At 71.8% G+C, this 19080-nt stretch carries 19 protein-coding genes and 1 riboswitch; of the genes, 14 read left to right on the forward strand and 5 right to left on the reverse strand.

Annotated features, from left to right (window positions below):
- Positions 1 to 306 precede the first annotated feature (306 nt).
- From ACZ43N_RS19300 to ACZ43N_RS19315, 4 genes are all read left to right on the forward strand, one after another.
- Positions 307 to 948 carry an ATP-dependent Clp protease proteolytic subunit gene (locus ACZ43N_RS19300; protein ID WP_468098846.1) on the forward strand — a complete coding sequence of 214 codons (642 nt, stop codon included), beginning with the start codon at positions 307 to 309 and terminating at the stop codon, positions 946 to 948.
- 7 nt (positions 949 to 955) lie between these two features.
- A complete protein-coding gene (locus ACZ43N_RS19305; RefSeq protein WP_468098848.1) occupies positions 956 to 1273 on the forward strand; it encodes a hypothetical protein in 318 nt (105 codons plus the stop codon).
- 343 nt (positions 1274 to 1616) lie between these two features.
- Positions 1617 to 1815, forward strand: a riboswitch (cyclic di-AMP (ydaO/yuaA leader).
- Between the two features lie 3 nt (positions 1816 to 1818).
- On the forward strand, positions 1819 to 2292 hold the full coding sequence (locus tag ACZ43N_RS19310; protein WP_468098850.1) for a C40 family peptidase: 474 nt from the start codon (positions 1819 to 1821) through the stop codon (positions 2290 to 2292).
- 118 nt (positions 2293 to 2410) lie between these two features.
- A complete protein-coding gene (locus ACZ43N_RS19315) occupies positions 2411 to 2986 on the forward strand; it encodes a DUF6328 family protein (RefSeq protein WP_468098852.1) in 576 nt (191 codons plus the stop codon).
- Here ACZ43N_RS19315 and ACZ43N_RS19320 read toward each other — a convergent pair.
- Complete coding sequence (locus tag ACZ43N_RS19320; protein WP_468098854.1) at positions 2958 to 3416, reverse strand: ATP-binding protein; 459 nt, start codon at positions 3414 to 3416, stop codon at positions 2958 to 2960. The genes ACZ43N_RS19315 and ACZ43N_RS19320 overlap by 29 nt on opposite strands.
- Before the next feature lie 247 nt (positions 3417 to 3663).
- Between ACZ43N_RS19320 and ACZ43N_RS19325 the strand changes: the two genes are divergently transcribed.
- Positions 3664 to 4521: a helix-turn-helix domain-containing protein gene (locus tag ACZ43N_RS19325; RefSeq protein WP_468098856.1), complete on the forward strand. Its 858-nt coding sequence runs from the start codon at positions 3664 to 3666 to the stop codon at positions 4519 to 4521.
- A gap of 23 nt (positions 4522 to 4544) precedes the next feature.
- A complete protein-coding gene (locus ACZ43N_RS19330; protein ID WP_468098857.1) occupies positions 4545 to 4769 on the forward strand; it encodes a DUF397 domain-containing protein in 225 nt (74 codons plus the stop codon).
- 57 nt (positions 4770 to 4826) lie between these two features.
- Here the strand turns inward: ACZ43N_RS19330 and ACZ43N_RS19335 are convergent, their stop codons facing one another.
- A complete protein-coding gene (locus ACZ43N_RS19335) occupies positions 4827 to 5954 on the reverse strand; it encodes an 8-amino-7-oxononanoate synthase (RefSeq protein ID WP_468098858.1) in 1128 nt (375 codons plus the stop codon).
- Positions 5955 to 6153: 199 nt separating this feature from the next.
- On the opposite strand from ACZ43N_RS19335, the gene bioB reads away from it, so the two are divergent.
- The 3 genes from bioB to bioD are packed head-to-tail and all read left to right on the forward strand — an operon-like array spanning position 6154 to position 9392.
- Positions 6154 to 7389: a biotin synthase BioB gene (gene bioB / locus ACZ43N_RS19340; RefSeq protein WP_468098859.1), complete on the forward strand. Its 1236-nt coding sequence runs from the start codon at positions 6154 to 6156 to the stop codon at positions 7387 to 7389.
- Positions 7382 to 8671, forward strand: a complete 1290-nt coding sequence (locus tag ACZ43N_RS19345) for an adenosylmethionine--8-amino-7-oxononanoate transaminase (protein WP_468098860.1) — start codon at positions 7382 to 7384, stop codon at positions 8669 to 8671. The genes bioB and ACZ43N_RS19345 overlap by 8 nt, the downstream gene beginning before the upstream one ends.
- Position 8672: 1 nt before the next feature.
- The gene (gene bioD / locus ACZ43N_RS19350) at positions 8673 to 9392 is read left to right on the forward strand and encodes a dethiobiotin synthase (protein WP_468098861.1); all 720 of its coding nucleotides are present in this window, start codon (positions 8673 to 8675) and stop codon (positions 9390 to 9392) included.
- Between the two features lie 341 nt (positions 9393 to 9733).
- Here bioD and ACZ43N_RS19355 read toward each other — a convergent pair whose 3' ends face one another.
- Complete coding sequence (locus ACZ43N_RS19355) at positions 9734 to 12028, reverse strand: LuxR C-terminal-related transcriptional regulator (RefSeq protein ID WP_468098862.1); 2295 nt, start codon at positions 12026 to 12028, stop codon at positions 9734 to 9736.
- A 109-nt stretch (positions 12029 to 12137) separates the two neighbouring features.
- On the opposite strand from ACZ43N_RS19355, the gene ACZ43N_RS19360 reads away from it, so the two are divergent.
- Both ACZ43N_RS19360 and ACZ43N_RS19365 read left to right on the forward strand, forming a co-directional pair.
- Positions 12138 to 12824: an esterase/lipase family protein gene (locus ACZ43N_RS19360; RefSeq protein ID WP_468098864.1), complete on the forward strand. Its 687-nt coding sequence runs from the start codon at positions 12138 to 12140 to the stop codon at positions 12822 to 12824.
- Between the two features lie 172 nt (positions 12825 to 12996).
- Positions 12997 to 13674, forward strand: coding sequence for a class I SAM-dependent methyltransferase (locus ACZ43N_RS19365; RefSeq protein ID WP_468098865.1), 678 nt, complete (start codon positions 12997 to 12999; stop codon positions 13672 to 13674).
- 90 nt (positions 13675 to 13764) lie between these two features.
- On the opposite strand, the gene ACZ43N_RS19370 is transcribed toward ACZ43N_RS19365, so the two are convergent.
- Positions 13765 to 14139, reverse strand: a complete 375-nt coding sequence (locus ACZ43N_RS19370; protein WP_468098867.1) for a fic family toxin-antitoxin system, toxin component — start codon at positions 14137 to 14139, stop codon at positions 13765 to 13767.
- A 4-nt stretch (positions 14140 to 14143) separates the two neighbouring features.
- Entirely contained in the window at positions 14144 to 14419 is a 276-nt protein-coding gene (locus ACZ43N_RS19375) for a toxin-antitoxin system HicB family antitoxin (RefSeq protein WP_468098868.1), read from the reverse strand.
- Positions 14420 to 14650: 231 nt separating this feature from the next.
- Here ACZ43N_RS19375 and ACZ43N_RS19380 point away from each other — a divergent pair, with 231 nt between their 5' ends.
- From ACZ43N_RS19380 to ACZ43N_RS19390, 3 genes are all read left to right on the forward strand, one after another.
- Entirely contained in the window at positions 14651 to 15526 is an 876-nt protein-coding gene (locus ACZ43N_RS19380; protein ID WP_468098870.1) for an ABC transporter ATP-binding protein, read from the forward strand.
- Between the two features lie 5 nt (positions 15527 to 15531).
- Positions 15532 to 18102 (forward strand): ABC transporter permease, encoded by a 2571-nt coding sequence (locus tag ACZ43N_RS19385; protein WP_468098872.1) that lies wholly within the window; start codon positions 15532 to 15534, stop codon positions 18100 to 18102.
- Between the two features lie 98 nt (positions 18103 to 18200).
- Positions 18201 to 19079, forward strand: coding sequence for an LLM class F420-dependent oxidoreductase (locus tag ACZ43N_RS19390; protein WP_468098874.1), 879 nt, complete (start codon positions 18201 to 18203; stop codon positions 19077 to 19079).
- Position 19080 lies beyond the last annotated feature (1 nt).

The following is a 19080-nucleotide window of genomic DNA, read 5'->3' on the forward strand; positions in this document are numbered from 1 at the left end:
CCGGAGGGCCGGCCCGAGCGGCCGGGAGCGGGACCGCGGACGAGAGCCAGTCCCGCATCTGCCGCGCAGCGGGTCTCGGCGCTCGAGGTGGCGAACGCCCTGAACGAACTCGCCGCGAGCCTCGGCCAGCCCCGGTCACCTTCTACGCAACCCCGGCCCCCGCCCCGCTCAACTGACCCGACGCCCACCGAGACCGATCCCCGCGGAGCCGCGCCCCGCGGGGATTTTCGCTGTCAGCCGAGCACCCTCCGACAAGAGACGTACATCCTGTACATTTTTTACAGTTGTCGATCAGAGGAGGCTCCCATGCCCGCGCACCACCCGTCGGCCCGCCAGGTGCTCCCCGAATTCACCGAGCGCACCAGTGCGGGTCACCGAACGATGGATCCGTATGCGAAGTTGCTGGAAGAGCGCATCGTGTTCCTCGGGACGCAGATCGACGACACGTCGGCGAACGACGTGATGGCACAGTTCATGCACTTGGAGTACCAGTCCCCGGAGCGGGACATCTCCCTCTACATCAACTCCCCCGGCGGCTCGTTCAGCGCGATGACAGCCATCTACGACACGATCCGGTTCGTCACCTGCGACGTGGAGACCGTCTGTCTCGGCCGGGCGGGGGCGTCCGCCGCGGTGCTGCTGGCGGCGGGCACCCCCGGCAAGCGGTCCGTGCTGCCGGGCGCGCAGGTGGTGATCCATCAGCCGGCTCCGGCCGGGCCGGTCACCGGACAGGCGAGCGATCTGGCGATCCACGCGGACGAGTTGATGCGCAACCGCCGGAGCCTGGAGGAGATGCTCGTACGGCACACCGGGCAGAGCCACGAGCGGATCAGCACCGACATCGAGCGGGACACGTTCCTCGACGCGCGAGGAGCCGTGGACTACGGCCTCGCGGACCGCATCGTGCCGGGCCGCAAGGGCTCGTCGGCGCTCCCCGGCGCGAGGTGAATCGCCGATGCTTCCCCCCGAGCTGCCGCCGTTGCCCGCACTGACGTGCGCCGAGGCGGAGTTGATCGACCGCTATCTGGACGTGGTCGACCTGCTGGGCCGGATCAATCCGGCCCGCCCCGGCGACACGTACCGCGGGCTGCGGGCCGCACAGGCCCTCGTCGCCAGGGCGACGGCGCTGCGCGACGCACTCGAACTGATGCACACACGTGGCGAGAGCGAACTGCACGCCCCCACCCTCGCCCGAGCACTGCGGGTCCTGGACGGGGAACGCCGGGCGGCCCGGGTCACCCTTCCGCCGGAACCCGAGGACTCACCCGCCTGAACCGATCACCGGTCGTCCGCCGTACTCCTGACGGGACCTCCGGTCCGGGCTTCGGCCCACCGGACGGCCTACGCGGAACCACCCATCGGCCCATCCGCCCAAAGGAGTACCCGAGTTGCGCACCGCACCTACGAGAGCGCCGGAACCGGTCGTTCCGATGCTGGTACGGACGTCCTCGGCTCCTTGGACAGAACAGCCGAAAATGGTCTGTCCACCCGAACGGGCGAGTGGTGAGTAACACCACAAATCCCCGATTCCGTTGGGATTTTCGGACTTCCGTGCGTCAAGATCCCTTCCTGACGACAAGCCCCCGCCGCAGCGGCGGGGCGATCCGGGCGGACGCCGAGTCCTGCCGCCGTCCGGATGACCGGTCGACAGGAGTGGATCGGCAGGAGTGGAGGACCCAAGCACGACGGGTCGCCGGGACGGTCACGCCATGACCGGGCCGAGCAGCCCTTGGGGTGAAGCCGCGTCAGCGGCCGGGCAACTTCGCCAGCCCGAATCCGACAGGTCATCCTTCACAGGCGGCTGACGAAGGGTTGCGCATGTCTGCGCTCAATCGTGTCCCGTCGCTGTTGACCCGGGCCGGCACGGCCTCGGCTCTCACCATCGCCGCCGTCGGCGGCAGCATCATGGTCCCGGGCGTCGCAGCCGATGCCGAGGCCGCCACGGTGGCGTCGAAGGCACTCAAGGTCGCGGCTTCCAAGAAGGGCTCCCCTTACCGGTACGGCGCGACGGGCCCGAGCAGGTTCGACTGCTCAGGGCTGACGCTCTACTCGTTCAAGAAGGCGGGCAAGAAGCTGCCCCGTACTGCCCAGCAGCAGTACAACAAGACGAAGCACGTCTCCGCGAGCAACCGCAAGCTCGGAGACCTCGTCTTCTTCCACTCGGGGTCGAACGTCTACCACGTCGGTATCTACGCAGGGAAGGGAAAGATCTGGCACTCGCCGAAGACGGGTGACGTCGTGCGGCTGCAGAAGATCTGGACGAAGAGCGTCTGGTACGGCCGGGTCCGCTGACCCATCGGGGGCGGCCGGCATGACGGCCGCCCCTCGGCCGCTCCCGAGTAACCCCGAACCATCCTCCGCCCCCTCCCCGGGAGGCGTGACACGGGCCCGAATGGTTACCCGTACAGCCATGGCCGACGAACGCATCAGCCCCGATCGCAATGAGACGCCTCTCGAACGGGCCGACCGCAACTTCTCCGAGTTGCTGCAGGAGTTGCGGGTCACCCAGACGGGGGTGCAGATCCTCTTCGCGTTCCTGTTGACGTTGGCCTTCACACCGCGTTTCCCGGACCTCGACGCGGTCCAGCGCGCCACCTACGTCACGACGCTGCTGCTCGCCGTCCTCGCGGCGGCGCTCTTCACGGCTCCGGCAGCCCTGCACCGCTCGCTCTTCCAGCAGAACGCCAAGCCCACCATCGTCCGGGTCTCCTCCAGGCTGGCCAGCGTCGGCCTGTGGGTGCTGATGCCGGCCTTCGCCGGATCGGTACTGCTCGTCGTGGACGTGACACTCGGCCGGGCCGCGGGCGTCGCCGCCGGCGGTGGCACTCTCATCGGCTGTCTGCTGCTGTGGGGCCTGCTCCCGAAGCTCGTTGGGCGCTCCGGCCGCGACAGCCGTACGACGATGCCGGCGCCCCGCCGCAAGGGGGCGGTCCCCGCACCGCAGAGGGAGGACTCCGTCAGGGCTCCTGCGGACCGCCTGTCCTGACCGGCTGCACGGGCACGGTCCACGGAAGGTCGATCGCCACCGTCTTGCCCCCCTCCCGCGTGGGTCTCACGCTCAGCCTGCCGCCGCACTCGGCGGTCAGCCAGCGGATGATGACCATCCCCCGCCCGTTGTCCTGCTGGACGGCTGCGGGCAAACGTTTCGGGAAGCGGGGATGACTGTCCGTGACGCCGATGTGCAGGTGCTCGTCCCGGTCGAGGGCGAGGTCCACGGTGAACGTGGGTGACTGACCGAAGGTGTGCTGAACGGCGTTGGTGGCGAGTTCGGACACGATCAGGCGCACGGTGTCCGCGATGTCCGTGTCGCTCGGCAGACCCCATTCGGCCAGCACGGTGGCGACATATCTACGGGCCGCGGACACCGAGGCGGGATCGCTCGGCAGAGTGACGGATGCTTCCTGGTGATCTGCCATGGCGAGGCGTCCCTTTCCCACGGGACCGGTGTCCGACTGGGAGCGGATGATTCGAGTACGGTCCCGGACTGGTGCTTCGCGCCAGACTGCCACTACCTGGGCCGTCACGGGTGGCGATCCACCAAGATATGCATATATCTGTCGCTCGAAGCGGTGAACTCTCCGACGGCCGACCGTATTCGAGGGGCCTCTCGGGCCATCCTCTACCGTCACCCGACTTCGCGCGCCGGGCGGAAGGAGAACCCCCATGCAGTACGGTCCGGCGGTGCGCCGCCGCAAGCTCGGTGCCGAGTTGCGCCTCCTGCGCACCCGCGTCGGCATCACCAGTATCCAGGCCGCCCATCTCGTGGGCTGGCACCAGTCCAAGGTGAGCCGGATCGAGACGGGCGCCAGCGGGGTGAAGCCGGCGGACGTACGCAGGCTCCTCGACGCGTACGCGGTCGATGACACGGAGTTACGGGAACTGCTGCTGGCGCTGGCCGGCTCCGAGGACGGTGGCGGGCGGCACAACTGGTGGCACGCCTACCGCGGGGTGCTGCCGCCGACGTACCGCGACTTCATCAGTTTGGAGTCGCAGGCCAGCGGGATGCGCACCCTGGAGACGTCGGTCGTGCCGGGACTGTTGCAGATCCCCGAGTACGCCCGAGCGGTGACACGGGCCGCTGTGGAGGGGCTGGAAGACGACAAACTCGACGCGCTCGTGGAAGTGCGGCTCGCGCGGCAGGACGTCCTGCGCGGACATCCCCCGATGGAGCTGAGCGTCGTGCTCGACGAGGGCGTTCTGCGGCGGGAGGTCGGCGGACCCGAGGTCATGGCCCGTCAGCTGGAGCGGCTGGTCGACGCGGCGCGCCTCCCCCAGGTGAGGCTGCAGGTGTTGCCGTTCACTGCCGGGGCGCACATCGGCCTCACGGGACCCTTCGTGATTTTCTCATTTCGAAGCACGTCCGATTGGGACGTGGTTGTTCTCGACCACTTGACGAGTAGCCTCTACCTCGAGCGGAAAGAAGACCTCAGGGCTTATGTCGAGGCCTTCAACACCCTTCAGATCCACGCCCTTTCGCCCGAGGAATCGTCGGATTACATCGCCGGACTGGCTCAGGGCTAGCTTCCGGCGCGTCAGGAGGCGCCATGTCAGCTCTGCCTCGTCACGTACCCACCAGTACCGCACTGCGCGGTGTGCGTTGGCTGCGCAGCAGCCGCAGCACGGGGATGAACAACTGTGTGGAAACGGCCCGTCCCGGGTCCGGCCGGCTGGCCGGACTGGTGGCCGTGCGCGACTCGAAGAACACGGCGGGGCCCGCCCTGCTGTTCACCCCCGAGGCATGGGAGGGATTCATCACCACGCTTCGGTGAGCATCACCGACAGCGCTTTCGGTTCCGCTTCCGGCGACGCACGGCCGCGACGCCGACTCACGGTCGCGTATCGCCGATGATGTCCACGGCTCGGGAAATCTGTGCCTCGGTGAGATCCGCCCTGGCGGTCAACCGCAGCCTGGAGATGCCGTCGGGCACCGACGGCGGGCGGAAACAGCCGACGGCGAGACCCGCCGCCCGGCAGTCCGCCGCCCATCGCACCGCCTGATCCGGGGACGGCGCCCGTACGGACACCACGGCGGCGTCGGGCCGCACCGCTTCATGGCCCGACGCCGTCAGCCGTGTGTGCAGGGCCCGCGCCACCTCACGAGCCCGCGCGGCCCTGTCCGGTTCACGGCGCAGCAGCCTGAGCGCGGCGAGGGCCGCGCCCGTCGCGGCCGGGGCGAGCCCCGTGTCGAAGATGAACGTCCGGGCGGCGTTGACCAGGTGGTCGATCACCCGCGCCGGTCCGAGGACCGCACCGCCCTGGCTGCCCAGCGACTTCGACAGGGTGACCGTCACGACGACATCGGGTGCGCCCGCCAGCCCCACGGCGTACGGCGCGCCCCGGCCGCCGTCGCCCAGCACACCGAGCCCGTGGGCGTCGTCCACGACGAGCCCTGCGCCGTACTCGCGGCACGCGGCGGCCAGTCCGGCCAGCGGGGCGGCGTCGCCGTCCACCGAGAACACCGTGTCGGAGACCGCGATGGCGGGCCCCTTGGCCGTGCCGAGCGCCTTGCGGACCGCGTCCGGGTCGGCGTGCGCGACGACCTGCGTGGTCCCGCGGGCCAGCCGGCAGCCGTCGATCAGGGAGGCGTGGTTGCCCGCGTCCGACACGACCAGCGAGTCGTGCGGGGCGAGCGCGGTGACGGCCGCGAGGTTGGCGGCGTAGCCGGAGGAGAAGACGAGGGCGGCCTCGAAGCCGCAGAAGGCGGCCAGTTCGCGCTCGAGCTCGCCGTGGAGTTCGGTGGTGCCGGTGACGAGCCGGGAGCCCGTCGCCCCGCCGCCCCAGGTGCGCGCCGCCTCGGCGGCGCCCTCGACGATCTCGGGGTGGCGGGCCAGGCCCAGGTAGTCGTTGCTCGCGAGGTCGAGCAGGGGCGAGTCGGCGGGGCGGGGGCGCAGGGTCCGTACGAGCCCGGCGCGGCGGCGCGCCGACGCCTGCTCGTCGATCCAGCCGAACGCCATGAGTCCTCCGGGGGTCGCGTGGGCAGCCCTCGGTGCCGGTGCGCCATGTGGCGGCGGGCCCGGGGCTTTTGTAGGCAGTGCACAGACACTAACGGGACGACCGGTCGCTCACGATGTGGCGATACCCACACGTCGATCCGACTCTGTTGTCCGAAGTCTCCTTGGCCGGGAGCGGTCCGGTAGGACAGGATCGGCTCTCATGGACCTGCTGAACACGCTGGTGGACAAGGGGCTCCGGCGCGAGCCGCTGAGCCGTGCCGAGGCGCTCGCCGTCCTCGGCACCTCCGACGACGACCTGCTCGACGTGGTGGCCGCGGCCGGAAAGGTGCGCAGGCACTGGTTCGGGCGACGGGTGAAACTGAACTATCTCGTCAACCTGAAGTCCGGGTTGTGTCCCGAGGACTGCTCCTACTGCTCCCAGCGGCTCGGCTCGACGACCGGGATCCTCAAGTACACCTGGCTCAAGCCCGACGAGGCGTCCAAGGCCGCGGCGGCCGGACTGGCCGGCGGTGCCAAGCGGGTGTGCCTGGTCGCGTCGGGACGCGGCCCGACGGACCGGGACGTCGACCGGGTCGCGGGCACCATCAAGGCCATCAAGGAGCAGAACGAGGGCGTCGAGGTGTGCGCCTGTCTGGGTCTGCTCTCCGACGGCCAGGCCGAACGGCTGCGCGAGGCGGGGGCGGACGCCTACAACCACAACCTCAACACGTCGGAGTCGACGTACGGGGAGATCACGACCACCCACACGTACGCCGATCGGGTGGACACCGTGCAGAAGGCGCACGCGGCGGGTCTGTCGGCGTGCTCGGGCCTCATCGCGGGCATGGGTGAGACCGACGAGGACCTGGTCGACGTCGTCTTCTCGCTGCGCGAACTGGACCCGGACTCGGTGCCGGTCAACTTCCTGATCCCGTTCGAGGGCACCCCGCTGGCCAAGGAGTGGAACCTCACGCCCCAGCGGTGCCTGCGGATCCTCGCCATGGTGCGGTTCGTCTGCCCGGACGTCGAGGTGCGGATCGCGGGTGGCCGCGAGGTGCATCTGCGCACGATGCAGCCGCTCGCACTGCACCTGGCCAACTCGATCTTCCTGGGCGACTACCTCACCAGCGAGGGCCAGGCGGGCAAGGCCGACCTGGAGATGATCGCGGACGCCGGGTTCGAGGTGGAGGGGGCCGACCAGGTCACGCTGCCGCAGCACCGGGCGGCCGGAGGCGGCTGCGGGGCACACGAGAGCGCCGGGTGCGGATCGCACGAGGGCGGCGGCTGCGGGTCGCACGGGAGCGGCGGCGGATGCGGGTCCCACGAAGGGGGCGGCGTCTGCGGTTCAGCGGCCCCCGCGGCCTCCGCGTCCGCCCCGCAGGCGGGCGAGGCTCGTACGGATCTGGTCGCCGTACGCCGTCGGGGTGCCGGAACGGATCTCGCGCCCAATGCCTGAGGCGCCCGACCCGAGGGTGGCCGAGCTGCTGGACCTCGACCGGCGGCATGTGTGGCATCCCTACGGTCCGATGCCGGGCCGGGTCGAGCCGCTCGTGGTGGAGTCGGCGAGCGGCGTCCGGCTGAGGCTCGCCGACGGCTCGGGCGAACTGGTCGACGGCATGTCGTCGTGGTGGTCCGCCATCCACGGCTACAACCACCCGGTGCTCAACGAGGCCGCGCGCGAGCAGCTCGGCCGGATGAGCCATGTGATGTTCGGCGGCCTCACCCACGAGCCCGCCGTACGGCTGGCGAAGCGCCTTGTCGACATGTCGCCCGAGGGTCTGGAGCATGTGTTCCTCGCCGACTCGGGGTCGGTCTCGGTCGAGGTCGCGGTCAAGATGTGCCTCCAGTACTGGCGCTCACTCGGCCGCCCCGGCAAGCAGCGCCTGCTCACGTGGCGTGGCGGCTACCACGGCGACACCTGGCAGCCGATGTCGGTGTGCGACCCCGAGGGCGGCATGCACGAGCTGTGGCAGGGGGTACTGCCCCGGCAGGTGTTCGTCGAGGCGCCACCGGCGGAGTACGACGAGGCGTACGCGCAGCGGTTGCGCTCGGCGGTCGAGCGGCACGCCGACGAGCTGGCCGCCGTGATCGTGGAGCCGGTGGTGCAGGGCGCGGGCGGGATGCGGTTCCACTCCCCCGCGTATCTGCGGGTGCTGCGCGAGGCGTGCGACGCGCACGACGTGCTGCTGGTGTTCGACGAGATCGCGACCGGATTCGGGCGCACGGGCGCTCTGTTCGCGGCGGGGCACGCGGCGGTGACGCCGGATGTGATGTGCGTGGGCAAGGCGTTGACCGGCGGGTATCTGACGATGGCCGCGACGCTGTGCACGGCACGGGTGGCCGACGGGATCTCGCGGGGCGAGGTGCCGGTGCTCGCCCACGGGCCGACGTTCATGGGCAACCCGCTGGCCTCGGCCGTGGCGCTCGCCTCCATCGAGCTGCTGCTGGGGCAGGACTGGCTCGCGGAGGTCCGGCGGATCGAGGCGGGGCTGAGGGAAGGGCTGGCGCCGGCGCTCGACCTGCCGGGGGTGAAGGACGTCCGAGTCCTCGGTGCCATCGGTGTCGTCCAGCTCGACCACGCGGTGGACATGAAGGCGGCGACGGAGGCCGCGGTGCGCGAGGGCGTGTGGCTGCGGCCGTTCCGCGACCTCGTCTACACGATGCCGCCGTACGTCACCGGTGACGAGGACGTGGCGCGGATCGGGCGCGCGGTGTGCGCGGCGGCGCGGGAGGGATGACATGGCGATCCTGGTGGTGACGGGGACGGGCACGGAGGTCGGCAAGACGGTCGCCACGGCGGCCGTCGCCGCGGTCGCGGCGGCCGCCGGCCGCTCCGTGGCGGTGCTCAAGCCCGCGCAGACCGGGGTGCGGCCCGACGAGCGGGGTGACGCGGCCGAGGTGGTGCGCCTCGCCGGGGGCTCCGTAGCCGCGCACGAACTCGCGCGCTACCCCGAGCCACTGGCTCCCGCGACGGCGGCCCGGCGGTCGGGGCTGGCCCCGGTCCGCCCGGAAGACGTCGCCGAGGCCGCGGCCAAGCTGGAGACCGGCCACGACCTGGTCCTGGTCGAGGGCGCGGGTGGTCTTCTCGTCCGCTTCGACGAGGCGGGCGGCACGCTGGCGGACGCGGCCCGGCTGCTGGGCGCGCCGGTGCTGCTGGTCGCCTCGGCCGGGCTGGGCACGCTCAACACGACCGAGCTGACGGCCCGCGAGCTCGCCGTCCGGGAGGTGCGGCTGACGGGTGTCGTCATCGGCAGCTGGCCCAAGGCCCCGGATCTGGCGTCCCGTTGCAATGTGGCGGACCTGCCGGTGGTGGCGGGAGCGCCGCTGCTGGGGGCGGTGCCGGAGGGAGCGGGCAGGCTGGACCCCGCGGAGTTCCAGGCGCGGGCGGGAGGTTGGCTGGCGCCGACGCTGGGCGGCGTGTGGGACGCGGGGGCCTTCGCGGCGCGGGAGACCGCGTAGCGGTCGGACCTCATGGCAAGCCCCCGGAGCCGTCACCGCTGTGCCCGCCCGTTCCGCCTTGCGGAACGACTGCCCACAGCGGTGACGGCTCCGGTGTCGGGGCCCGCACGGCGCGGTGCCGACCGCCGGAACGGGATACCGAACACCCGGACGGCGGCGTACCGACAACCGGAACCGAATGCCGAACACCCGGACAGCAGCACACCGACAACCGGAACCGAATGCCGAACACCCGGACAGCAGCACACCGACAACCGGAACCGAATGCCGAACACCCGGACAGCAGCACACCGAGCCGGGGCCGGGGGCCGACTGCCCGCTTCCGTACCGTGCCGGCCGGGTCAGCCCGCCGTTTCTCCCAGCAGGCGCACCAGTTCGATCCGGGATCTGATGCCGAGGCGGGCGAAGACACCGCGCAGGTGGTGGTCGATCGTGCGGGGGCTCAGTAACAGTCGCGCGGCGATCTCCCGGTTCGTGGCGCCGTCCGCGGCCATGCGGGCAATGGTCAGTTGCTGGGCCGTGAGCCGGGTGGTGAGGTCGTCGGGGCCGTGGGCGGCGGGGGCGCGTTCGCCGAGGGCGCGGAGTTCGGCGCGGGCCTGGCCGGCGCAGTGGGGCGAACCGAAGTGGTCGAAGGCCTCCAGCGCGCTGTGGAGCCGGTCGCGGGCCTCGGTGCGGTTGCGCAGCCGCCGCAGCGCGCTGCCGAACAGCATTTCGGTACGGGCCCGTTCGAAGTCACGGGTGCCGGAGGCGTGCAGGTCGAGCGCGGTGCGGTAGTGCTCGACGGCCTCCTCCCCGGTCGCGAGCAGCGCCCGGCAGCGGGCGCTGAGGGCGAGGTCGTCGGCGCTGCGGACGGTGCGGGCCCAGCGGTCGTAGTCGGCATGCGCGGCGCGGGCCACCCGGGTGTCGCCGGTACGGACGGCGGCCTCGACGTAGTGCGGGGTGGCGAGGTGCCGGATGGCCCGGTGCCCGTGCCCGGGGCCGAAGCCGGCGAGCGCGCGCAGGCGGGCCGCGGAGGCGGCGTAGCGGCCGGTGCCGAGGTCGAGGAAGGCGAGGGCGAACATGGCGAGCGCGGCCGGGAGTCCGAGGCCCCGTTCCAGCGCGTGGGCGCGGGCTGACTCGGCGCGTTCCCGGCACACCTGCTCGTCCCCGGTGACGGCCGCGAACATCGCCAGGGCGGCCTGGAGATGGCAGGCCCCGTTGTCCTGACCGGTGGCGTACGCCTGCCGCAGGGCCTCCACGGCGGCGGCCTCGGCGGCCTTGGGGCGCCCGGTCCAGAACTCGGCGTACGCCCGGAACTCCATGGCCTGCGGCACGGTCACCGTCTCGCCCCTGGCGCGGGCGGAGGCGGCGGCGCGGGCGGTGGCGGTGAACGCGCGGGTGTGGTCGCCGAGGAGGAGGGCGGCGATCCCGGAGTGGATCAGACCGGTGGGATCACCGCCGGGACCGCAGCGTCCGGCGGCGGCTTCGAGGACGTCGCGGGCGTCGTCGTACCGTCCTTCGAACGCGGCGGCCAGCGCACCGAGGGTGCTGGGCGGCAGGATGCCGAGCCGGTCGGCGACGGCGGCGGCCTCCCGGCAGCGGCGCAGGTCCCCGGTGTAGATGGCGGCCTCGGTGGCTCGTGCCAGCAGATGGGCAGCCGTGCCCGGGTCGTGGTCGCCGCCGTGCCGCACCGTGGCGGTGAGCAGGGCGTCGAAGGCTTCTGAGGCATTGCCCGAGCGGAGGGCGAGGAGTCCAGCGAGGGCGTCGTCGTCGGTCGCGGCGACGAGCCGGCGGGCCCGGTCGCCGTCGCCAGACTGCCAGGCCTCCGCCGCGGCCCGTGCGAGCAGGGGCATGCGTTCGGCGGGGTCGGGGGTGAGGGCGGCGGCGCGTTCGGCGAGGGTCGAGGCCAGTGCGGGCTCCCCGATGGCACGTGCCACCCGCGCGGCGAGCCGGAGTTCGGCGGCGAGCCGGCGGCTGGGGCCGAGGGCGGCGGCGGCCCGGTGCCAGGAGCGTCTGGGTCTCTCGCCCTCGCCGCTGAGGACGCCGGCGAGCAGTCGGTGGGCCGCGCGGCGGTCGGCGGTGGAGGCGGACTCGTACACGGCGATACGGGTCCAGGCGTCCCGGAAGACGACGCCCTGGGCCGTGGCGTCCGCGATGCCCGCCGCGTCGGCCGCGTCGAGGGACCTGGTGTCGAGCCCGGCCGCCGTGACGGCCCGCTCGTAGGCGTGCGTCGGGATCGGGTACTGGTCGGCCGCGGCGAGGAGCAGCAGGAAGCGGGTGTCGTCGGGCAGGGTCCGTATGTCCCGCCGGTGGGCCCGCAGCAGCGCGGGGGCGAGGGCGAACGGCTCGGCGGGGAGCGGGTCCAGCCCGGTGGCCTGGCGTGGGGTCAGGGCGGCGGCGAGTTCGGCGGCGGCGCGCGGATCGCCGTGGGCGGCGTGCAGGAGACGTACGCGCACACCTTCGGACAGTGTCTGCGCGGGCACGCCGCCTGCGGACGGCAGGGGCGCGAGCAGGCCGTCCCGGATCGGCGCGGGCACGCCTTCGGACGGTGTCGGCGCGGCAGCCGACGCCGTGTTCGGGCTCGGCCGCGCGGTCATGGGGGGCGGTGGCGAGCGATGCGGAAGTCGTGGGGGGTTCACCGGAGTCACCACGCTCATCACGTTACTTGCGAGTTAACCGACCAGTAAAGACCGGCGATTTCACCGATGCGGCGCGCGTAGACCCCCCTGACACTCCAGACGAACCCCACCCGTTTCAGGAGGCTCCATGCATCGCCGCATGCGCCGTATCGCCACGGCCCTCGCGACCGTGACCACCACGCTCCTGCTGTCCCTGTCCGTCTCCGCGGTCCCCGCTCGGGCCGCGACCCACGACCCGGTCGTCTTCGTGCACGGTCTGAGCAGCTCCTCCAGCAGCTGGGACGACTGGATCGCGTACTTCAAGGCGGACGGTTACACCGCATCCGAGCTGCACTCCTGGTCGTACGACTGGGGCCAGTCCAACGCCACGACGGCGGCGCAGCTCAAGACGAAGATCCAGAACGTGCTCGCCTCGACGGGCGCCTCCAAGGTGGACGTGGTCGTCCACTCGATGGGCGCTCTCAGCTCCCGCTACTACCTGAAGAACCTCGGCGGGACGGCGTACGTCGACGACTTCGTCTCCACGGCCGGCGTCAACCACGGGACGACCGTGGCGGGTTGGTGCCGCTGGCTCTACACCTCGTGTGCCGAGATGTACACCGGCAGTTCGTTCCTGACCTCGCTCAACTCCGGGGACGAGACCCCGGGCAGTGTGTCGTACGCCAGCTACTGGTCGAACTGCGACGACGCGCTCACCCCGGACACCACCGCGATCCTCACAGGGGCCACGAACGTCGAGGTCGGCTGTGTCTCGCACGACCAGATGAACAACGACCACGGCGTCTACGAGCAGGTGCGCAACTTCATCGCCTGACCGCCCGACGGCCCGTGACACCGCCTGCGGTACGACCTGCGCCCGTCGCGCGGCCTTCTCCCCAGGGCCGCGAGGCGGGCGCCACTGCGTCCGCCCGTCGGCGCGGGACGGGTGAGCCGGTGCCCCGCGGGGGAGAATCGCGGTATCTGTCGTCCTCCTCGGGAGGTCCGTCATGATCCGTGCCGGCAAGGACGCCGTGCGTCACCCCCTGTTCGCCCGGTTCTACGCCCGGCTGAGCGTGTCGGCGGAGCCGAGGATCGGGCCGTTGCGCGACGAGCTGCTCACCGGGCTCTCGGGGCGGGTCATCGAGATCGGCGCCGGCAACGGCATGAACTTCGCGCACTACCCGCGGACGGTCGCGGAGGTCGTGGCCATCGAGCCGGAGCGTTCCCTGCGGCATTTGGCGCTGGAGACGGCCCTGCGCGCGGACGTGCCCGTGGACGTCGTGCCGGGCTCGGCGGAGGCCCTGCCGGTCAAGAGCGAGGCGTTCGACGCGGCCGTGGTGTCGCTGGTGCTGTGCAGCGTGCGGGATGTACGACGCTCACTGCGCGAGATCCGGCGGGTGCTGCGTCCCGGCGGTGAGCTGCGGTTCTTCGAGCACGGCAGGGGCGGCGGCCGGGTGATGCGCACGAGCCAGCGGGCGCTGGACCACACGGTGTGGCCCCTTTTGTTCGGCGGCTGCCATGTGTCCCGCGACCCGGTCGGCGCGATCGAGGCCGCGGCGTTCGAGATCGAGTCGGTCAGGGAGCTGCCCGTACCTCCCCGGGGCCCACGGCTGCCCAGCTCGTACCACGTACTCGGCCGGGCCCGGCGGTCCGAACCGGACGGGGACGGGGATCGCGGGGCCTAGAAGGCTCACCCAAGATCTTCATGAGCCTTCCAGGCCGTCACTCGACGCGGCGCCGGTACCGGTTCCCGGGAAGGGGCGCCGGGCTGTCGCTCACCGGCTCCACTGACGAAGCTCCTGTGCGATGTCCTGCACCGTGGCCTCGCCGCTCTTGACCAGTCTGGCCAGTTCGCGCACCTGCTCGGCGGAGGTGACGACCTTGACGCCGCTGGCGACGAGATAGCCGTAGGCGACGGCGGAGGCGAACAGCGCGTTGGAGCGTTCCAGGGCCGGGACGTGCATGAGGAGTTGGAGGAGGGAGGCGGCCCGGGCGTGCGGGGTGTCGTAGACCGGCACGTCGAAGATCTGCGCCTCGTGCCGGGCGACGGCCGCGACGAGGGCGCCCCAGTCGCTCACCTGGGGGTCTCCGGGCGTCTTCTGTTCAGCGACCATCAGCAGCCAGGCGAGGTCGATTCTGAGCTGGCTCAAGGGATCAGTGACGTCCCTCGCGCCCGCCCCCGGCTTGCACCGCCGCTCCCGACTTCGCCGGAACGGGGGCACCCCCCTCGAATTCCTCGGCGAAGACCGCCGCGTACTGCTTCATGAAGTCGGCCGCGGACTCCACGAAGGTGTGGCCCACCTCCCCGGTGTCCTGTCTGACCAGCTCCTCGATGTACCGGTTGACACTCATCCCGCGCTCCAGGGCTCGCTCCCGGGCGGCTCGCGCCGTGTCCTCGTCCACCCGTACGTTCAGCTGGGTCTTGGCCATGACTCGACGCTAGCGCCGGAGTGCTAGCGGGGCAAGGGCGCCTTCAACCCGCGCTCTTCCGGGCGGCAGCTCTCCCGGGCGGCACACCGGTGCCCCTTACACCGACATCCGGCGCCCGACCTGCGACGGAGACCGCCTCGGACTTCGGGGGGATACCCGGTGTGGACTGGATCACATTAGGCTCGTCCGAGAACGCCCGGAATGCGAACTGGTTCGAGCATGGAGGCCGTTTTGTCCACTGCTGCCGCTGAGTACTCCCTCGGCCGCGCGGAAGCCGACGGTGTCGCCGCCCGCGCCCGGGGCCTGACGAAGGCGTACGGCTCGGGTGAGACGACGGTGCTCGCCCTCGACTCGGTCGACGTGGACATCGCGCGCGGCCGCTTCACGGCGGTGATGGGCCCCTCGGGCTCGGGGAAGTCCACGCTGATGCACTGCCTGGCCGGGCTCGACACCGTGTCGGCCGGGCAGGTGTGGCTCGGGGACACCGAGATCACCGCGCTCAAGGACCGTGAGCTGACCCGGCTGCGCCGGGACCGCGTCGGCTTCATGTTCCAGTCGTTCAATCTGATCCCGACGTTGAACGCGGCCGAGAACATCACCCTGCCCATGGACATCGCGGGCCGGAAGCCCGACGAGAAGTGGCTGGACCAGGTCATCGACACGCTCGGGCTGCGGAACCGGCTGGGACACCGGCCGTCGCAGCTGTCCGGCGGCCAGCAGCAGCGGGTCGCCTGCGCCCGCGCGCTCGCCTCCCGGCCCGAGCTGATCTTCGCGGACGAACCGACCGGCAACCTCGACTCACGGGCCGGACTGGAGGTGCTGGGCTTCCTGCGCGAGGCCGTCGACCAGCTGGGGCAGACCGTCGTCATGGTCACCCATGACCCGGGGGCCGCCGCCCACTCCGACCTGGTGCTCTACCTCGCCGACGGGCGGATCGTGGACCGGATGGAGCATCCCACGGCCGAGGCTGTCCTCGAACGCATGCGCCTGTTCAGCGGGAGCGGCGCCCAGCCCGCCGGGCGCGACCCGCTCGCGACGGCGTCGGACGGGGCGGGCGCCCGCGCCGACGCGCACACCACCGGGACCACCGACCTCGACAAGGACTGAGATTCGTGCTGAAGGCGACCCTGCGGAGTTTCCTGGCGCACAAGGGGCGGCTGGCGCTCTCGGCGCTGGCCGTCATCCTGTCCGTGGCGTTCGTCGCGGGCAGTCTGATCTTCTCGGACACGGTCACCCGCACCTTCGACCGGCTCTTCGCCTCCACCTCGGCCGACGTCACCGTCGGTCCCAAGGACGACGACCTGGAGGGGCAGCTGCCGTCCGGGGCGGTGGACACCGTGCCGGCCTCGCTCGCGGAGCGGGTCGCGAAGGTCGACGGCGTCGCGGACACCCATGTCGACGCGGCCGTGGAGAACATCACCGTCGTCGACCGGGACAACGAGTCGGTGGGCCCGACGACGGGCGCCCCCACCATCGCCACCAACTGGTACCTCACCGACCGCAGCCCGGTGGAGCTGACCAGCGGACACGCGCCGGAGGGCCCCGGCCAGGCGCTGCTGGACGCGGACACCGCGAAGAAGAAGGACGTGGAGATCGGCGACACGCTCACCGTGCTGGCCGCCCCCGGGTCCTTCAAGGTGGAGGTCGTAGGCATCGCCACCTTCACCACCACCAACCCCGGTGCCGCGCTGGTCTTCCTCGACACCCCGACCGCTCAGACCCGGCTGCTGGGCGACCCGGACGCGGCCACGGGCATCTCGGTGACCGCGGCACCAGGTGTCAGCGACGCCCAGCTGAAGGAGCGGATCGCCGCCGCTCTCGGACCGGGCACGTACGAGTACCGGACCGCCGACGAACAGGCCGATTCGGCGGCGGCCTCGCTGGGCGGGTTCCTCGACGTCATCAAGTACGTGATGCTCGGCTTCGCGGGCATCGCCACGCTCGTCGGGGTGTTCCTCATCGTCAACACCTTCTCGATGCTCATCGCCCAGCGCACCCGTGAGCTGGGTCTGTTGCGCGCCCTCGGCGCCGACCGGCGGCAGGTGCGCCGGTCCGTGCTCACCGAAGCGGCGCTCCTCGGCCTGGTCGGCTCGACGCTCGGCCTCGCCGCGGGCATCGGGCTGGCCTCCGGGCTGATCGAGCTCATGGGGGCCTTCGGGATGAACCTGAAGTCCACCGAGATGGTGGTCGGCGCGGGAACGCCGATCGCGGCGTACGTCGTCGGGCTCGGCGTCACCTTCGTGGCGGCGTACCTGCCGGCGCGGCGCGCGGCGACCGTGTCGCCGATGGCGGCGCTCACGGACGCCGAGATCGCCGGGGTGGGCCGGCCGCTGAGGACGCGGGCGGTGGTCGGCGCGGTCGTCGGCGCGGCCGGCGCCGCCGCGCTCGTGGGGTGCGCGCTGTCGTCGGACACCGGCTCGGCGGCCTCGCTGCTCGGCCTGGGTGTCGTCCTCACGCTGATCGCGACCGTCATCGCGGGACCGCTCCTGGTACGGCCGGTGATCCGGGTCCTCGGCGGGGCGTTCCCGGCGCTGTTCGGCTCCGTCGGCCGGATGAGCCAGCGCAACGCCCTGCGCAATCCGCGCCGTACGGGAGCGACCGCCGCCGCGCTGATGGTGGGGCTCGCGCTGGTCGCCGGGATGTCCGTGGCGAGCGCCTCGATGACCAAGTCGTTCGACAACGAGATCGACAAGACGCTGGGCGCGGACTTCGTCGTCCAGAACCAGAACTTCCTGCCGTTCCCCCAGGAGGTCACCGACAAGGTCCGCGCCACCGAGGGCGCCGGCCTCGTCGTACGGCAGCGGTTCGCGCCCATCGCCGTCCGGCTGCCGGACGGCAAGCGGATCGAGACCACCGCCGCCGCCTACGACCCCCGGCTCGACGAGGTCGCGAACGTCACCTACGCCGAGGGCGACAGCGCGGCCGCGCTGGCCGACGGCGCGATCGGCATGGACGTGGACTTCGCACGCGAGCACGACGTGACGATCGGCGACACGGTCCCGGTGCGGTTCCCGGGCGGGAAGGACGCCGAGCTGAAGGTCGCCGCGTTCACCGACCAGGACACCGCCGACGGCTTCGGGATGCAGGGCGGCCTGTACTTCGGGACGGGCACCATCGAGCGGTACGTCCCGGACGGCCAGGACTCGGCGCTGTACGTGAACGCCGCCTCCGGGGTCGGCGCCGACGAGCTGCGCGCCGACCTGGAGCGGACGCTGGACGCGTACCCCCAGGTGCAGGTGCGTGACCAGGCCGACTACAAGGAGCTGGTCCGCGGCCAGATCGCCGTGCTGCTGTATCTGGTGTACGCGCTGCTCGGCCTCGCGATCGTGATCGCCGTGCTGGGCGTGGTCAACACCCTCGCCCTGTCGGTGGTCGAGCGCACCCGTGAGATCGGGTTGCTGCGCGCGATCGGTCTCGGTCGGCGGCAGTTGCGGCGGATGATCCGGCTGGAGTCGGTGGTGATCGCCGTGTTCGGCGCGGTACTGGGGCTGGCGCTGGGGCTGGTGTGGGGGGTGTGCGTGCAGCAGGTGCTGGCGCTCCAGGGCATGAAGGCGCTGGCGATCCCGTGGGGGACGGTCGTCGCCGTGGTGATCGGCTCGGCGGTGGTCGGTGTGGTGGCCGCCCTGCTGCCGGCGTTGCGCGCGTCGCGCATGAACGTGCTGGCGGCGATCGCGCACGAGTGACACCGGCGATGGCCGCGGGGCGTGCTGGCAGCGAGCGCGCCCGGGTGGTGTACTCACCGGGACGCCAGGCTCACATCCCCGGTCGGTGAGGAGAGTTCATGCCGCGCCCGTTCCGTTTCGGAGTCAGTCTGCTCAATCCGACCTCGGCCGAGGAGTGGCGTGCGAAGTGCCGCCGCGCCGAGCGGCTCGGCTACGACGTGATCCTGGTTCCCGACCATCTGGGCATGCCGGCCCCGTTCCCGGCGCTGGTCGCCGCGGCCGGGGCGACCGAACGGCCGCGGGTCGGCACGTTCGTGCTCAACGCGGGCTTCTGGAACCCGGCGCTCCTGGCGCGCGAGGTGGCCACGACGGACGCGCTGACCGACGGACGGCTGGAGCTGGGGCTCGGCACGGGGTACGTACCGGCCGAGCACGAGAAGGCGGGCCTGCCCTGGGGGGCTCCGCGCGAGCGCGTCGACCATCTCGTGCGCACCATCGCCGAGTTACGGCGGCTCCTTGGTTCCGAGGAACACGAGCCGCGCCCCGCGCAGCGGGCCGTGCCGCTGCTCATAGGGGCCAACGGCGACCGGATGCTGCGGGTCACCGCCGAGCACGCGGACATCGCGGCGTTCACCGGCGCCCGGCCGGGGGCGAGCGGCACGCTGGAGGCGCTGACGGCGGAGGAGCTGGACGAACGGGTCGGCCGGTACCACGAGATCGCCTCCGGCCGGGAGGAGCCGGCCGAGCTCAATCTGCTGATCCAGCTCGTGGAGTTCACCGAGGACCGTGGCGCCGCCGTGCAGCCGTGGCTCGGGCACATCCCGCATCTGAGCGAGGAGCAGGTCCTGCGACTGCCGCTGGTCCTCGTGGGGACGCTGGACGAGATCGTCGAACAGGTGCTGGCGCAGCGGAAACGGTACGGCTTCACCTATCTGACGGTGCTGGAGCCGAACATGGAGGCGTTCGCCCGGGTCATCGAGGCGCTGCGCGGCAGATGAC

Source organism: Streptomyces sp. NPDC030814, assembly GCF_055572155.1.

Coding starts and splice junctions, on each gene's coding strand:
- ACZ43N_RS19300 (WP_468098846.1), top strand. CDS start 307: ATGCCCGCGCACCACCCGTCGGCCCGCCAGGTGCTCCCCGAATTCACC.
- ACZ43N_RS19305 (WP_468098848.1), top strand. CDS start 956: ATGCTTCCCCCCGAGCTGCCGCCGTTGCCCGCACTGACGTGCGCCGAG.
- ACZ43N_RS19310 (WP_468098850.1), top strand. CDS start 1,819: ATGTCTGCGCTCAATCGTGTCCCGTCGCTGTTGACCCGGGCCGGCACG.
- ACZ43N_RS19315 (WP_468098852.1), top strand. CDS start 2,411: ATGGCCGACGAACGCATCAGCCCCGATCGCAATGAGACGCCTCTCGAA.
- ACZ43N_RS19320 (WP_468098854.1), bottom strand. CDS start 3,416: ATGGCAGATCACCAGGAAGCATCCGTCACTCTGCCGAGCGATCCCGCC.
- ACZ43N_RS19325 (WP_468098856.1), top strand. CDS start 3,664: ATGCAGTACGGTCCGGCGGTGCGCCGCCGCAAGCTCGGTGCCGAGTTG.
- ACZ43N_RS19330 (WP_468098857.1), top strand. CDS start 4,545: ATGTCAGCTCTGCCTCGTCACGTACCCACCAGTACCGCACTGCGCGGT.
- ACZ43N_RS19335 (WP_468098858.1), bottom strand. CDS start 5,954: ATGGCGTTCGGCTGGATCGACGAGCAGGCGTCGGCGCGCCGCCGCGCC.
- bioB (WP_468098859.1), top strand. CDS start 6,154: ATGGACCTGCTGAACACGCTGGTGGACAAGGGGCTCCGGCGCGAGCCG.
- ACZ43N_RS19345 (WP_468098860.1), top strand. CDS start 7,382: ATGCCTGAGGCGCCCGACCCGAGGGTGGCCGAGCTGCTGGACCTCGAC.
- bioD (WP_468098861.1), top strand. CDS start 8,673: ATGGCGATCCTGGTGGTGACGGGGACGGGCACGGAGGTCGGCAAGACG.
- ACZ43N_RS19355 (WP_468098862.1), bottom strand. CDS start 12,028: ATGAGCGTGGTGACTCCGGTGAACCCCCCACGACTTCCGCATCGCTCG.
- ACZ43N_RS19360 (WP_468098864.1), top strand. CDS start 12,138: ATGCATCGCCGCATGCGCCGTATCGCCACGGCCCTCGCGACCGTGACC.
- ACZ43N_RS19365 (WP_468098865.1), top strand. CDS start 12,997: ATGATCCGTGCCGGCAAGGACGCCGTGCGTCACCCCCTGTTCGCCCGG.
- ACZ43N_RS19375 (WP_468098868.1), bottom strand. CDS start 14,419: ATGGCCAAGACCCAGCTGAACGTACGGGTGGACGAGGACACGGCGCGA.
- ACZ43N_RS19390 (WP_468098874.1), top strand. CDS start 18,201: ATGCCGCGCCCGTTCCGTTTCGGAGTCAGTCTGCTCAATCCGACCTCG.